14 protein-coding genes are annotated in these 14824 nt (G+C 72.8%); 7 read left to right on the top strand and 7 right to left on the bottom strand.

The window, feature by feature from the left end; translation table 11 throughout:
* Positions 1–10: 10 nt before the first annotated feature.
* Together ASD18_RS05755 and ASD18_RS05760 are read left to right on the top strand one after the other, a co-directional pair.
* Positions 11–784, top strand: coding sequence for an SDR family oxidoreductase (locus ASD18_RS05755; RefSeq protein WP_056091654.1), 774 nt, complete (start codon positions 11–13; stop codon positions 782–784).
* Positions 785–950: 166 nt separating this feature from the next.
* Positions 951–1622, top strand: coding sequence for a class II aldolase/adducin family protein (locus ASD18_RS05760; RefSeq protein WP_056087909.1), 672 nt, complete (start codon positions 951–953; stop codon positions 1620–1622).
* Positions 1623–1625: 3 nt separating this feature from the next.
* On the opposite strand, the gene ASD18_RS05765 is transcribed toward ASD18_RS05760, so the two are convergent.
* Complete coding sequence (locus ASD18_RS05765; RefSeq protein WP_056087912.1) at positions 1626–2540, bottom strand: AEC family transporter; 915 nt, start codon at positions 2538–2540, stop codon at positions 1626–1628.
* Positions 2541–2607: 67 nt separating this feature from the next.
* A complete protein-coding gene (locus ASD18_RS05770) occupies positions 2608–2844 on the bottom strand; it encodes a hypothetical protein (RefSeq protein ID WP_056087916.1) in 237 nt (78 codons plus the stop codon).
* A 138-nt stretch (positions 2845–2982) separates the two neighbouring features.
* Here ASD18_RS05770 and ASD18_RS05775 point away from each other — a divergent pair, with 138 nt between their 5' ends.
* From ASD18_RS05775 to ASD18_RS05785, 3 genes are read left to right on the top strand one after another with little or no spacing between them, the layout of a single operon-like run.
* Positions 2983–3747 carry a 3-ketoacyl-ACP reductase gene (locus ASD18_RS05775; protein WP_056087919.1) on the top strand — a complete coding sequence of 255 codons (765 nt, stop codon included), beginning with the start codon at positions 2983–2985 and terminating at the stop codon, positions 3745–3747.
* Complete coding sequence (locus tag ASD18_RS05780; protein WP_056087921.1) at positions 3747–5765, top strand: FAD-binding protein; 2019 nt, start codon at positions 3747–3749, stop codon at positions 5763–5765. The genes ASD18_RS05775 and ASD18_RS05780 overlap by 1 nt, the downstream gene beginning before the upstream one ends.
* Positions 5765–6907, top strand: a complete 1143-nt coding sequence (locus ASD18_RS05785; protein WP_056087925.1) for an SGNH/GDSL hydrolase family protein — start codon at positions 5765–5767, stop codon at positions 6905–6907. Before ASD18_RS05780 ends, ASD18_RS05785 begins: the two co-directional genes overlap by 1 nt.
* 24 nt (positions 6908–6931) lie before the next feature.
* Here ASD18_RS05785 and ASD18_RS05790 read toward each other — a convergent pair whose 3' ends face one another.
* From ASD18_RS05790 to ASD18_RS05810, 5 genes are all read right to left on the bottom strand, one after another.
* Positions 6932–7261, bottom strand: coding sequence for a hypothetical protein (locus tag ASD18_RS05790; RefSeq protein WP_056087927.1), 330 nt, complete (start codon positions 7259–7261; stop codon positions 6932–6934).
* 99 nt (positions 7262–7360) lie between these two features.
* Positions 7361–8233, bottom strand: a complete 873-nt coding sequence (locus ASD18_RS05795) for a sugar phosphate isomerase/epimerase (RefSeq protein WP_056087931.1) — start codon at positions 8231–8233, stop codon at positions 7361–7363.
* On the bottom strand, positions 8230–9393 hold the full coding sequence (locus tag ASD18_RS05800) for a Gfo/Idh/MocA family protein (protein WP_056087932.1): 1164 nt from the start codon (positions 9391–9393) through the stop codon (positions 8230–8232). The genes ASD18_RS05795 and ASD18_RS05800 overlap by 4 nt, the downstream gene beginning before the upstream one ends.
* A 489-nt stretch (positions 9394–9882) precedes the next feature.
* On the bottom strand, positions 9883–11388 hold the full coding sequence (locus ASD18_RS05805; RefSeq protein WP_056087935.1) for a mannitol dehydrogenase family protein: 1506 nt from the start codon (positions 11386–11388) through the stop codon (positions 9883–9885).
* The gene (locus tag ASD18_RS05810) at positions 11385–12473 is read right to left on the bottom strand and encodes a LacI family DNA-binding transcriptional regulator (protein WP_082573567.1); all 1089 of its coding nucleotides are present in this window, start codon (positions 12471–12473) and stop codon (positions 11385–11387) included. Before ASD18_RS05810 ends, ASD18_RS05805 begins: the two co-directional genes overlap by 4 nt.
* 198 nt (positions 12474–12671) lie before the next feature.
* On the opposite strand from ASD18_RS05810, the gene uxaC reads away from it, so the two are divergent.
* Both uxaC and eda read left to right on the top strand, forming a co-directional pair.
* Positions 12672–14159 (top strand): glucuronate isomerase, encoded by a 1488-nt coding sequence (gene uxaC, locus ASD18_RS05815; RefSeq protein WP_056087939.1) that lies wholly within the window; start codon positions 12672–12674, stop codon positions 14157–14159.
* The gene (eda, locus tag ASD18_RS05820) at positions 14156–14785 is read left to right on the top strand and encodes a bifunctional 4-hydroxy-2-oxoglutarate aldolase/2-dehydro-3-deoxy-phosphogluconate aldolase (protein WP_056087941.1); all 630 of its coding nucleotides are present in this window, start codon (positions 14156–14158) and stop codon (positions 14783–14785) included. Before uxaC ends, eda begins: the two co-directional genes overlap by 4 nt.
* The last annotated feature ends 39 nt before the right edge of the window (positions 14786–14824 follow it).

The raw sequence follows: 14824 nt of genomic DNA on the forward strand, positions 1-14824 counted from the left end.
AGTGGTCATCATGCGCACCGTCGTCGTCACCGGATCGGCATCGGGCATCGGGCTCGCGACCGCAGAGATCCTGCGTGACCGCGGTGATCGAGTCATCGGCGTGGACGTCCACGACGCGGAGGTCGTCGCGGACCTGTCCACCACGGCGGGCCGCGCGGCCATGGTCGAGCAGGTCCGAGAGCTCAGCGGCGGCACCGTGGACGCCGTCATCGCGAACGCCGGCCTGGCGCTCCCCGTCGCGGCGACCGTCGCCGTGAACTTCTTCGGCGCCGTGGCCACCCTCGACGGGCTGCGACCGCTGCTGCTCGGCTCCGACGCGCCGCGCGCCTCCCTCACCAGCTCCATGGCGAGCCTCATGCCGCACGACGACCTCCTGGTCGAGGCCGCTCTGGCGGGCGACGAGACCAAGGCGATGGCGCGCGCGCAGGAGCTGGTCGACGCCGACCTCGGCCAGCTCATCTACTCGTCGACCAAGGTGGCGCTCTGCCGCTGGATGCGTCGGCACGCCGCGACGGCCGAGTGGGCCGGTGCGGGCATCCCGCTGAACGGGATCGGCCCCGGGATCGTCGAGACCCCGATGACGGCCGAGATGATCGCGACCGAGGAGCAGCGCGCGGCGATGGCCGACGTGGTGCCGATGCCGCTGCACGGGTACATGCAGCCCGAGGTGCCGGCGCGCTTGCACGCGTGGCTGGTCAGCGAGGAGAACACCCACCTGTGCGGGCAGCTCGTCTTCGTGGACGGCGGCTCGGACGTGGTGATCCGGGGCGACAGCACCTGGTGAGCCGTTGGAGTGCCGGCGCGCGGGACCGCTGCGGACGAGCCCGCGCGTCGACCTCGCCATCGTGCTGCGGCTCCCCGGGCGAACCCGGGGACCAAGGTCCCTCGCTGCGGGTGACTCTGCGCGGAATCCTGATGAAAGGATTCAATCGATCGATGGAGAGGGTGCCATGAGCATCGACACGTCAGTCCGGTCGCTCGCGAGCCTGCAGCTGCGAGAGGAGATCCTCTACTACTGCCGCGAGTCGGTCCGCTGCGGACTGAACTTCAACACGCAGGGCAACATCAGCGTGCGGATCACCGCCGACGACGGCACCGAGGCCGTCGTCATCACCCCGTCCGACGTCCGCTACGACGCGATGTCGCCCGAGGACATGCTCGTCGTCGCCATGGACGGCACCGTGCTCGAGGGCGACCTGCTCCCGTCGACCGAGCTGCCCGTCCACCTCGCCCACTACCGCCGCCGCCCCGACGCCCGCGCGATCGTGCACACCGAGTCGACGTTCGTGAACGTGCTCGGCGTCCTCGGCCAGCAGATCGACCCGGTGCTCCTCAACATGGTCCTGTACGCCAAGGGCACCATCCCGGTCATGCCGTTCGAGTTCTCCACCAACGCGGACTTCGGCCGGCGCAGCGCCGAGCTGATGGGCGACGACGTCAACGCGGTCGTCTGGGCCAACCACGGCCTGCTCGCGGTGGGCGTCTCGCTCAAGCTCGCGTTCAAGGTGGCCGTCGCGGTCGAGGAGAACGCCGAGGTGCTCCACCACGCGAGCCTCTCCGGCGTCCCGAACGTGCTCGCCTACGACCGGATCGAGATCCCCGAGGGCGCGCGCCTGCCCTGACGGTCAGCCGAGCGTGCCCGCGACCACCAGGAGCACGGGCACGCACAGGATCGTGGTGATCAGCCCGGCGTCGCGCGCGAGCGCCTCGCCGTGCCGGTACTGCATCGCGTAGACGAGGACGTTCTGCGCGGTCGGCAGCGACGCCATCGCGACGACGGCGAGCAGCGCGTGCGCGGGCAGGCCGAGCGCGCTGCCGAGCGCCCACGCGAGCAGCGGGTGCGCCACCGCCCGCAGGCCGACGGCGAGCGCGAGGTCCCGGCGGGGGGCTGCCGAGTCCACGGTGCGCGGGACGGCGAGCGACATGCCGAAGGTCAGCAGCGCGAGCGGCGCTGCGGCGGCACCGACCAGGCGGAACGGCTCGTAGACCACCTCGGGCAGGTCCCACGGCAGGGCGGCCAGGACCAGGCCGACGAGCGTGCCGACGATGATCGGGTTGCTCAGGGTGCGGCGCACCACGGCCTGCCCCTGCAGGGGTCCCGAGCGCGAGTCGAGCACCGCGAACGCGACCGGCGCCAGGACGAGCAGCTGGAACAGGAGGGTCGGGACCACCGCGACCGCGTCGTCGAGCAGGTACACCGCCAGCGGCAGCCCGACGTTGCCGGCGTTCACGTACGACGACGCCAGCGTGCCGACCGTGACGTCCGCCGCCGGCCGACGCCATGCCAGGCGCAGGACCAGGATCGCGACGAGGGCGATCACCGCCGTGGACGTCCAGGTGACGACCGCGGTCCGCGAGAGCAGAAGATGCAGGTCGGCGTGCGCCACCGTGGTGACCAGCAGCGCGGGCGTCGCGACGGTGAACACCACGCGGGCGAGAACCGGGGCCGCCCGCTCCCCGAGCACCCGGCGCCGGGCGAGCAGCCAGCCGAGCGCGACGACGACACCCATGGTGCCGAGTGCGGTGACGACGGCACCCATCAGGGCGCCACCGACGTGCCGGCGCTCGGCGTCTCCCGGGGCATCGTCCGAGGCTAGGCCGGTCCGCTCACGGGTGCTGGTCCGGCGGACCGGCCTCCGCGCGGTCGTCCCGGGCCAGCGCGTCCGACGTCCTGCTCCACGACGTCCTCCGGGACTCCTCCGCGAGCGCCGCGGCGGTCCGGTCCTGCGCAGCGAGGATGCCGTCGCGCACCGCGGTGCGGATCAGCACGTACAGGACGTAGGCAACGAGGATCGGGATCCCGATGTAGAAGGCCACGATGACGAGGACGTTGGCACCGAACATGGCGGCACGGTAGCGCTGACCTCCAGGTGGCGGGCCCGGTTCGGCGCGGAAAGCGCTTGCCCTGATGGGTGCCCCCGTGGCACGATCGAGTCCGACGCGCAGGTCACGCGCGCGTCCCGCACACGAGGGAAGGCAACGATGCCGGCAGTCGCACTGGTCACCGGGGGGAATCGGGGCATCGGCCTCGGCATCACGCAGCGGCTGCTCGCCGACGGGTTCGCGGTGTCGATCCTGGCCACCCGCGAGGAGCCGACCGAGCTGCTCGAGTCGCTCGACGCGCCCGGCCGGGTCCGCTACGTGCGCGGCTCGGTGGCCGACCTCGACGACCACGCCCGGTTCGTCGACGACGCCGTCGTGGCCTGGGGTCGCCTCGACCTGCTGGTGAACAACGCCGGCGTCGCTCCCAGCGTGCGGGCGGACCTGCTCGAGGCCGGCGCCGAGAGCTTCGACCGCGTGCTCGGCATCAACCTGCGCGGGCCGTACTTCCTGACGCAGACCTTCGCCAACAAGGTCATCGCGCTCGGTGCGTCGCACGAGGATCGCCCGCGGGCCACGGTCGTCAACGTGTCGAGCATCTCCGCGACCGCCGTCTCCACCAACCGCGGCGAGTACTGCGTCTCCAAGGCCGGCGTCGCGATGGCCACCCAGCTCTTCGCGGTCCGCCTGGCCCCCGAGGGGATCGTCGTCTACGAGGTCCGCCCGGGCGTCATCGCGACCGACATGACCGCGGGTGTGACCGAGAAGTACGACGCGCTCATCGCCGACGGGCTGGCGCCCATCAACCGGTGGGGACGGCCGTCCGACGTCGCCGGCGCGGTGTCGATCCTGGCCTCCGGGCAGACCCCGTACTCCACCGGCGAGGTGTTCCACGTCGACGGTGGCATGCACATCCCGGTGCTCTGATGGAGACCCTGCACGGCGTCCCCGTCGTCACCGTCAACACCGTGGTCGTCGGCACCGGCTCCGCCGGGTTCTGCGCGGCCGACCGCCTGTGGGAGCTCGGTCAGACCGACGTCGTCATGGTCGCCGACAAGGTCAACGCCGGCTCGTCGCGCAATGCGGGCTCCGACAAGCAGACCTACTACAAGCTCACGCTCTCCGGTGGCGACGGGGACTCCGTGCGGGAGATGGCCGAGACGCTGTACGCCGGCGGCGCGATGGACGGCGACAACGCGCTGGCCGAGGCCGCCCTGAGCGCCCGCGGGTTCCTGCGCCTGTGCGACCTGGGCGTCCCGTTCCCGCAGAACCGGTACGGCGAGTTCATCGGCTACAAGACCGACCACGATCCTCGTCGGCGCGCCACGTCCGTCGGGCCGTACACCAGCCGGTCGATGGTCGAGCAGCTGGAGAAGAAGGTCCACCGCAACGGCACCCGCATCTACGACGAGTGCCGGGTGGTCGACGTCATCGTGCAGGACGGCGCCGTCGCGGGGCTGCTGGTCCTGCGCACCGACGTGCCGCACGACGGCGCCGAGTCCCCGTTCCTGCTGTTCCGGTGCACCAACCTCGTCTACGCGACGGGCGGTCCGGCCGGGATGTACGCGACGCGCGTGTTCCCGAACGGCCAGTGGGGGGCGTCCGGGGCGGCGTACCGCGCGGGCGTGCACGGCAAGAACCTCACCGAGTGGCAGTTCGGCCTGGCCTCGACGCACCCGCGCTGGAACGTGTCGGGCACGTACATGCAGGTCATCCCGACGTTCATCTCGACGGACGCCTCTGGCGAGGACCCGCGCGAGTTCCTGACCGAGGCCATCCCCTCGTACGGGCAGCTGATGTCCCTGGTGTTCCTCAAGGGGTACCAGTGGCCGTTCGACATCCGGAAGGCGCTCGACGGCTCGTCCCTGGTCGACCTGCTGGTCTACCGCGAGACCGTGCTGCGCGGGCGGCGGGTGTTCCTCGACTTCCGTCGGAACCCCGTCCAGGAGTCCTTCGACCCGTCCGTGCTCAGCCCCGAGGCGTACGAGTACCTCGACCGGGCGGGCGTCCTGTTCGGCACGCCCATCGAGCGGCTGCGGCGGATGAACGAGCCCGCGTACCAGTTCTACCTGGGCAAGAACCCGTACGTGGACCTCGAGACGACGATGCTCGAGGTCGACGTGTGCGCCCAGCACAACAACGGCGGGCTCGTGGTCGACGCGTGGTGGCAGTCGAACATCGCGGGGTTCTTCCCGGTCGGCGAGGCCGGCGGCGCGCACGGGGTCTACCGGCCCGGCGGCGCGGCACTGAACAGCGGGCAGGTGGGGGCGACGCGGGCGGCGCAGTTCATCGCGGCGCGACGTCCCGCCGATCCGGCGCCGTTCGACGGGGCAGCGTCGACTGTGCTCGACGCCGCGACCTCGTTGGTCGCCGCCGCCTCGCAGCGCGCAGCCTCGGGGACCCCCGACAACACCGGCGACCTGCTGCGCGAGGTCCAGGTGCTCATGAGCGCCAAGGCCGGCCCGGTGCGCTCCGCGGAGTCGATCCAGGAGGCGCTCGTCCAGGTGCACGCGTGGCTCTCGTCGTACGAGGCCACCGTCTCCGCCGACGCCTCGTCGCGCCGCTCGATCAACCGCACGTTCCTCGTCCGCGACATCCTCACCAGCGCGTACGTGTACCTCTCCGCCATGGCCGACTACGTCGCGCACGGCGGCCGGTCGCGCGGGTCGGTCCTCTACACCGACCCCGATGGTGCGATCCCGCACGGCCTCACCGAGCTACCTGACGTCTTCAGGTTCACGCTGGACGGCGGCGCGCTGGACGACGAGGTGCAGGAGACGTCGTGGGTCCCGGCCGACGGGTTCGTCCCCGTGGTCCCGCGTTCGCCCGACGACCCCGCCGGCGAGCCCGTCTTCCGGTGGCGGCCGCGCCGGCCGATCCCGGAGGACGACGACTTCTTCGAGAACGTCTGGCGCGAGTTCCGCGAGCACGGGAACGTCTTCTGATGCGCATCGCCCTGCCGGACCCTCGGGTCGAGATCCGCGGGGCGTCGTGGGTGGAGGAGACCCCGTCCGGGTTGCTGCCGCACCGGCTTCCCGCCTGGACGCGACCGCAGCTCCCCGACGAGTTCATGGCCATGGTCGAGTCGCAGCCCTCCGGCGTCCGGTTGCGGCTGCGGACCGCCGCGCGCTCGGTGCGGCTCGACGTCCAGGTGCTCCGCGTCGCCGTCGACCCGGCACCGCCCGCGGAACCCCAGCCGTACGACGTCCTCGTCGACGGGGTCGTGGTACCGCAGTCGTCCGCGGTGGCATCCGCGGCCGGTGTGTTCCTGCTCGAGCCCCTCGCCGGGACGACCGCCGAGCGTCCCGGTCCCGCCGGGGTCGTGGAGCTCGCGCTCGGGGGCGACGGCACGGTCGAGCGGGACGTCGAGATCTGGCTGCCGCCGGGGGAGACCACCCGGCTCGTCGCGCTCACCACCGACGCACCGGTGTCCGCGCCGACCCCCGTGCACGCACCGCGCTGGGTGCACCACGGCTCGTCGATCAGCCACGGTGCCGGTGCACCCTCGGCCCTCGGCGCCTGGCCGATGGTCGCCGCCCGGGCAGCCGGGCTCGACCTGGTCAACCTCGGGTTCTCCGGGAACGCGGTGCTCGACCCCTTCGTGGCCCGCGCGATCCGCGACCAGCCCGCCGACGTCATCACCCTCAAGCTCGGCATCAACGTGGTGAACCACGACGCGATCCACCTGCGAGGTTTCGCCCCCGCGGTGCACGGCTTCCTCGACACCGTCCGCGACGGACACCCGGCCACGCCGCTGGTCCTCGTCTCGCCGCTCCTGTGCCCGCTGGTCGAGACCACCCCGGGGCCGACGTCCCTCGACCCAGCCGACCCGTCCGTGTTCCGCACCACCGGGCAGCCCTCGGAGGTCGCCGACGGCAAGCTGACCCTGACGGTCATCCGGTCCGTGCTCCGTGCGGTCGTCGAGGCCCGCGGGGACAGCGCGCTGACCTACGTCGACGGCACGACCCTCTACGGCTGGTCCGACTGGGACGACCTGCCGATGCGCGACCAGATGCACCCGGACGCGGAGGCGCACCGCCTGATCGGGAAGCGGTTCGCCGCGGTGCTCAGCGGACTTCCGACCTGACGAGCGGGCCGGGACGCGCGGCTGCTATTGCCACTCGCCCGTCGCGACGAAGTGGTGTGCCTGTTCTCGCCACTCGATCATGGCGGCACTGTGCTCTTCGGCGTCGGGCTGACGAGGAACGCTCCCCACCAGAAACCCCTGGACCCAGTACCGCGTGGGAAGCGGGAGGTGCCTCGGCAGGCTGCTCTTCGATACGCGGAACCACACGTTCCGCGCCCCGCACCACGCCTGCATCCGTCCGGGGAAGGTCTGCCACGGTTCGCTGACGAGGTAGTCCCGGCGGCCCGGGTGATGAGCGCACTCGAACCAGACCTCCGAGTCGACCCCGTCTGGCAGGGCCTGGTCGTCATCCACGATCAGAGGATGCCACTAGTTGCCTGTGGCCAGCAGGGTCGGCTGTGGCCAGTCCGCGTCCGTGAGTTGCCCGAATCCGGGAGCGGGCGGCCCGGCCGATCAGAGGTGTGGCAGGACGAGCCGCTCGTAGCGCTCGGCGAGCGTCCGGACCGTCTCGTCACCCGGGGCGTCCCAGATGGCCTGGTTGAAGATCTCCACCTCGACGTCGCCGGTGTAGCCGGTCTCGGCCACCCAGCGCGTGATCGTCGCGAAGTCGATGTACCCGTCGCCGACGTGCCCGCGGGACAGCAGCGCGTCGGCCGCCAGGGGCAGGATCCAGTCGCACACCTGGTAGCTCGCGATGCGCTTCTGGGCTCCGGCCCGGGCGATCTGGCGCTGCAGGTCCGGGTCCCACCAGACGTGGTACGTGTCGACGACGACGCCGACGACGTCCGCCGGGAACGGCTCCGCCAGGTCGAGCGCCTGGCCGAGCGTCGAGATGACCGCCCGGTCGGCGGCGAAGATCGGGTGCAGCGGCTCCAGCACGAGCCGGACACCGTGCCCGGCCGCGAATGGGGCGAGCTCGCCGATCCGGTCCGCGACCCGCTGCCGGGCGCCGACGAGGTCGCGGCCCGTGGTGCCGGGTCGTGCAGGGCCGCCCGGTGCGGTCGCGGCGGGCAGCCCGCCGACGACCATGATCAGCTCGCGCGTGCCGAGCGTGGCGGCCTCGACGATCGCGCGGCGGTTGTCGTCGAGCGCTGCCGTGGCGTCGCCCTCGTCCTCCGCGGTGAGGAACCCGCCACGGCACAGGGACGAGACGCGCAGGCCGGCGTCGGCGACGATCTTCGCGGCCTCCGTGACACCGGCCTCCTGCACGCGGTCGCGCCAGACGCCGATCGCCGGAAGCCCGCCTCGGACGGCTCCGTCGACCGCCTCCTGCAGGGTCCAGCGCTTGGTCGTCGCGGTGTTCAGCGACAGCCGGTCGAGGCTCACAGCGCGATGGTCGGGACGTCGAGACGCCGGCCCTCCGCCGACGACTGCAGCCCCAGCTCGGCCAGCTGCACGCCGCGGGCGGCCGACAGCAGGTCGAACCGGTGGGTGCGCCCGGCGACGACGTCGCGCAGGAACTCCTCCCACTGCAGCTTGAAGCCGTTGTCGAGGTCGCCGTTGGCGGGCACCTCGAGCCACTGGTCACGGAACGACTCGGTGACCGGCAGGTCCGGGTTCCACACGGGCTTCGGGGTGTGCGCGCGCTGCTGGGCCACGCACTTGTTCAGCCCCGCGACCGCGGAGCCGTGCGTGCCGTCGATCTGGAACTCGACGAGCTCGTCGCGGTACACGCGGACGGCCCAGGACGAGTTGATCTGCGCGACGACGGGGTCGCCGCCGGGGGTCTCGATCTCGAAGATCCCGTACGCGGCGTCGTCGGCGGTGGCGTCGTAGGCCTTGCCCTGCTCGTCCCAGCGCGTCGGGATGTGCGTCGCGGTCTGCGCGTTCACGGTCTTGACCGTGCCGAGGATGCCCTCGAGCACGTAGTTCCAGTGGCAGAACATGTCGACGACGATGCCGCCGCCGTCCTCCTTGCGGTAGTTCCAGCTGGGCCGCTGGGCCTCCTGGCCGTCGCCCTCGAACACCCAGTAGCCGAACTCGCCACGCAGCGACAGGATCCGGCCGAAGAAGCCCTCGTCCACCAGCCGGCGCAGCTTGACCAGGCCCGGCAGGTACAGCTTGTCGTGCACCACACCCGCCGTGACTCCCGTGCTCTCGCACAGCCGGGCGAGGTCGATCGCCTCGGCCAGCGTCTCGGCCGTCGGCTTCTCCGTGAAGATGTGCTTGCCGGCCTTCATGGCGGCCGTGAGCGCGCTGTAGCGGCGGCTGGTCACCTGGGCGTCGAAGTAGATGTCGACGGTCGGGTCGTTGATGACCGAGTCGGCGTCGGTGGTCCAGTGCTCGACCCCGTGCAGCTCCGCCAGCTCGCGCACCTTGTCGGCGTTGCGGCCGACCAGGATCGGCTCCACCTGCACGCGCGTGCCGTCCTCGAGCGTGACGCCGCCCTGGTCGCGGATCGACAGGATCGACCGGACGAGGTGCTGGCGGTAGCCCATCCGGCCGGTGATGCCGTTCATCCCGATGCGCAGGGTGCGGGTCGTCATGAGTGCTCCGAGTGTTCTGGACCGCGGTGTCGGTCGGAGTGGGAATGCGCTTTCCACTGTAGCGCATGCCGCTGCGGGCGCGTCAAGGCTCGAGCTCAGGAATGGCGCGTGGACGCCCGCGGCTCGCACGGGACCGGCGCCGGCACTGGCTCCTGTTCCTGCTCCTGGTCCTGCTCCTGCTCCTGGTCCTGCTCCTGCTCCTGCGACACGGTCGCGTGAAGACTTCGTTCCGCTGGGTGCGACGAAGTCTTCACGCGAGCCACTGCTCGGACCGCCGGCGCTCGGGTGTGCTGTCGTGCGGGGGCCTCGGTGCCCGACTCGACCGCACGGCGGACCCGCCGCGCAGACGCAGTCCTCAGACCCGCGCTGCGGCCTGTCCGCGCGCAGACGCAGACCTCGGACCCGCGCGGCGGACTGTCCGCGCGCCGACGCAGTCCTCAGACCCGCGAGGCGGACCCACCGCGCGCTGTCCGCGCGCCGACGTGGTCGTCAGACCCGCGAGGTGACCAGGCTCGCGACGGCCGCTCGCACGGCGGACCGGAAGGCGGCCGAGTCGGCCAGGTCGTCCCCGAACACCGCCCGCACGTCGAGCATCCGGTCGGCCAGCGAGTCGAGCGGCCCCGCAGTCGCGTCCGCGAGGGTGGCCGCCATCGGGTCGTCGAGCGGCACCCGGTGACCGTCGACCACGAGCTCACCCTGGGTCGTCGCGCGCACGTAGGCGATCCACGCGGCGACGGTCCGGGCGGCGGCCGTGGGAACTGCTCCCTGGGCGAGCCGGTCGCGGACCGTGCCGAGCAGCCGCGGCGAGAGCTTCTGCGACCCGTCCATCGCCACCTGCACCGTGGTGTGACCGGTGTTCGGGTTGGCGAACCGCGCGAGCACGTCGTCGCGGTACCCCGTCAGCTCCATGCCGTCCGGCGCGACGAGGGTGGGCAGCACGTCCTCGTCGACCAGCGCCCGCACCGCGGCGGCCAGGTCCGGGTCGGCCACCGCCTGGGCGATCGTCGCGTACCCGCGCAGCGCACCCAGGTAGGCGAGCGTCGAGTGGCTGGCGTTCAGGACACGCAGCTTGGCGCGCTCGTACGGCGCCACGGCGGGCGTCAGGGTCGCCCCGGCGAGCTCCCACGCGGGCCGCGGTCCGGCGAAGTCGTCCTCGACGACCCACTGCGTGAAGGGCTCGCCCACCACCAGCCCTGCGTCGGTGAGCCCGAGGAGCGCGGCTGCCTCCGCGCGGTGGGCATCCGTCGTGGCCGGCACGATCCGGTCGACCATCGTCCCCGGGAACCGGACCGACGTGTCGATCCACTCGCGCAGCCGCCGGCCGTCGGGCATCGCGTCGAGGGTGGCGCCGACGAGCGCGGCCAGCACGGCGCCGTTGTCGGCGAGGTTGTCGCAGCAGACGACCGTGAGCGGACCGGCGTCGGCTCGTGCCCGCTGGGCGAGCCCCCGCAGGAGCAGTCCGATCGGCGAGCGCGCGGGCTCGTCCGCCGGCCGGCCGCGCAGGTCGGCGGCGAGGGCGTCCAGGTCGGCCGACAGGTCGGGATCCGTCAGGTCCGGGCCGCCGTCCGCCGCGCGGCGGTAGCCCTTCTCGGTCACCGTGAGCGTGACGACGTGCGTGGTCGGCGCCGCCATCGTCGCCAGGACCCGCGCGGTGTCGGTGCCCGGGAATGCCACGTCGCGCAGCGACCCGACGAGGCGCAGCGAGGTCTCGTCCGTGCCCTTGGTCAGCACGCCGTAGAGACCGTCCTGCGGTGCGAGCTGCTCGACCACCCGCGCACTGCGCTGGGTGACGCCGAGGATGCCCCAGCCGTTCTCGCCTGCCGCCGCTGCGGCGTCCTCGGTGAAGACCGCCTGGTGTGCTCGGTGGAACGCCCCGAGGCCGAGGTGCACCAGTCCGACGGTGACCTCGGACGGGTCCACCGCGGGCAGTCGCACACCCGACCGTGTGGCGTCGACGCCCGAGAGCGTCGCTCGCGAGAGCCGGCTCGGTGTCATTCGCCGACCTCGGACGTCTGCGCGTTCGCCACCCCGGTCGACGCGCGGACCACCAGCTCGACCCCGATGAGGACCGACGGCGGCGTCCCCGCAGCGCCGGGATCCCTTCCGGCACCCGCCGAGCTCAGCGCAGTCGCCAGCGCCGACTCCGTCGCGGTCGGCACCTGACCGACCTCGACCAGCAGGTCCACGGCCGCGCGGCCGAGGCGGGCCAGCGGGACGGTGACCGTGGTGAGCGTCGGCGAGACGAGCGTCGCCGCCGGGATGTCGTCGTACCCCACCACCGAGACGTCCTCGGGCACCCGGACCCCGCGCGCGCGGAGCCTGCTGAGGATGCCGAGCGCCAGGAGGTCGTTGTGGGCCAGCACCGCGGTGACCCCGCTGGCCGCCACCAGGTCACCTGCCGCGACACCGCCGCCGAACAGGGGAGGGAAGTGGCCGAGGTCGGTGACCTCGACGCTGCGCAGACCGTGCGACGCGTGCTCGAGGCCGTGCCGGCGCTGGGAGTCGGACCACGAGCCGACCGGACCGCCGGCGTACCCGATGCGGCGGTGGCCGAGGGCGTGCAGGTGCCGGACGGCCTGGCGGACGCCGTCGGCGTTGTCGATCACCACGGACGGGTAGCCGCCGTGCATGCGGTTGACGAGGAGCAGCGGGACGTCGTCGTCGAGGACGTCGTGGGACAGCCGGTCGAGCTCGAGGTCCGACATGCGCGGGGAGCACAGGACGACCCCGTCCACCTGGGCGCCGAGGTGCCCGACCAGCTCCGCCTCGAGGCGGGGGTCCTCCTCGGCGTCAGCGACGAGGAGCGCGAAGCCGAGCGCGCGGGCACGCGCCTGGACGCCCTTGGCGACCGCCGCGAAGAACGGGTTCTCCAGGTCCGGCACCACGAGGCACAGGTTGCCGGTCCGGCCGGTGATCAGCTCCCGGGCGGCGCGGTTGGGCCGGTAGCCCAGCTCACGCGCGACCTGCTGGACGTGCTCGCGCCGCGCGGGCGCCACCAGGTCGGGTGCACTGAGCGCCCGGGACGCCGTGGCCGGCGAGACTCCGGCGGCGCGCGCGACGTCGCGCAGCGTGACCACCACGTGCCCTCCTCGCTCGACCCCGGATGAGATGAATGCGATTTCAGCACGGTTCGTCGCCCGCTGGCAACCGTCGTCCCGAGATGCGGGACCGCGGAGGGACAGGGCTTGTGGTCGGCGCGATCACCTGGTTTGCTGCGATGAATGCGTTTGCACCACGCGTCATCGCGCGCCGCGGTGGGACGGGCAGAGGAGGAGTCGATGGTGAGCGAGACCGGGTGGTCGTTGCACCCTGACCGGGCGTTGCCCAGCGACCCGTCCGTGCGCCCGATCGCCCGGGAGATCCTGGCGGCCACCGCCTCCCTCCCCATCGTCTCGATGCACGGGCACGTCGACGCGGGCGTGCTGGCGCGGGACGAGCCGTTCGCGGACCCGGCCTCCCTCCTGGTCACGCCCGACCACTACCTGGTGCGCATGCTGGTGTCCCAGGGCGTGCCGCACGACGCTCTCGGGGTCCCCCGCCGGGACCGGCCGGGAGTCACCGCGGACCCACGCGAGGTCTGGCGCACGTTCGCCACCCACTGGCCGCTGTTCCGCGGGACGCCCACGCGCTACTGGCTCGAGCACGTGCTGGTCGAGGTGTTCGGGCTCGACGAGCGTCCGTCCGCCGACTCCGCCGACCGCCTGTACGACCTGCTCTCCGAGCGCCTGGAGAAGCCGGCCTTCCGGCCCCTGGCGCTCTTCGACGAGTTCGGCATCGAGATCCTGGCGACCACCGACGCGGCGACCGCGACGCTCGCGGATCACGCCCAGCTGGCGGACCGGGGTTGGGGCGACCGGATCGTGCCCACGTTCCGGCCCGACGCCCTGCTCCACGTCGACCGCCCCGGCTGGCGCGCGGACGTCGCGCTGCTCGAGGAGCGCTCGGGCGTGAGCATCGGCGGGTACCGCGACCTGGTGCGCGCGCTCGAGGAGCGCCGGCGGGCGTTCGTCGCCGCGGGTGCCCGGGCGACGGACCACGGCCACCTGTCCGCCGACACCACGCCGCTGAGCGAGGCCGCCGCGGAGCGGATCGTCGCCGCGGCTCTGCGGGGGCAGGTCAGCGCCGACGACGCCCAGGCGTTCTCCGGGCACATGCTCTTCGAGATGGCGCGCATGTCCGCCGAGGACGGGCTGGTCATGCAGTTGCACCCGGGCGTCCTGCGCGACCACGACCGGGCGGTCGCCGACCTGCGCGGACCCGACGTCGGCTACGACATCCCGGTGCCGACCGAGTACGTGCGCGGCCTGCGCCCGGTGCTGGAGGCGTTCGGCCACCACCCCGGCCTGCGGCTCGTGCTCTTCACGGTCGACGAGGACACGTTCAGCCGCGAGCTCGCCCCGATCGCCGGCGTCTACCCAGCCGTGCGGCTGGGCGCTCCGTGGTGGTTCCTGGACACCCCGGACGGCATGCGACGGTTCCGCGAGGCCGTGACGGACACCGCCGGGTTTGCCAACACCACGGGATTCGTCGACGACACCCGCGCGTTCTGCTCGATCCCGGCGCGGCACGACCTGGCCCGCCGGATCGACGCCGGGTTCCTCGCGCGACTGGTCGCGGAGCACCGGCTCGACCTCGACGAGGCGGTCGACACCGCCGTCGACCTCGCCTACCGGATCCCGCGCGGAGCGTATGCTCCTCCGAGTTCGGCAAACGCTTTCCCGCTCACCAGCAGCGGGCCCGAGCACGGTGCGAAGGAGCACAAGTGAGCGACATCCTGCAGAGCCTCGCGGCGCACCGCCTGGTCCCCGTCGTGGTCATCGACGACGCGGCTCACGCGGACGCCCTGGCCCAGGCCCTGGTCGACGGGGGGCTCCCCGTCGCCGAGGTCACCTTCCGGACGGCCGCCGCGGCGGACGCGATCCGCGCGATCGCCGCGCGTGGGGACGTCCTGGTCGGCGCCGGCACCGTGCTGACGCCTCAGCAGGTCGACGCGGCGGTGGCCGCCGGGGCGTCCTACGTCGTCTCGCCCGGCACCAGCCGCGCGGTCGTCGAGCGCTGCCAGGAGCACGGCATCCTCGCGCTGCCCGGCGCGGTCACGGCCACCGAGGTGCAGGCCGCGCTCGAGCTCGGCCTGACCACCGTGAAGTTCTTCCCCGCCGGCACGTCCGGCGGAGCCAAGGCGGTGGCCGCCCTCGCCGCACCGTTCGGCGACGTCGGCTTCGTCCCGACCGGCGGCATCGGCCCGGCCAACCTCGCCGAGTACCTCGCGCTGCCGTCCGTCCGCGCGGTCGGCGGGTCCTGGATGGTTCCCCGCGACCTCATCCGTGCCGGGGACCTCGACGCCGTCCGCGACCTCACCGCCGAGGCCGTCAGCCTGGTCGCCCACCCCTGAGCTCGCTCACCCCTGCCTCGAGCGCCCCCGAAGGAGCGT

It is taken from the genome of Cellulomonas sp. Root137, from assembly GCF_001426725.1.
In the GTDB taxonomy this organism is placed as follows: domain Bacteria; phylum Actinomycetota; class Actinomycetes; order Actinomycetales; family Cellulomonadaceae; genus Cellulomonas.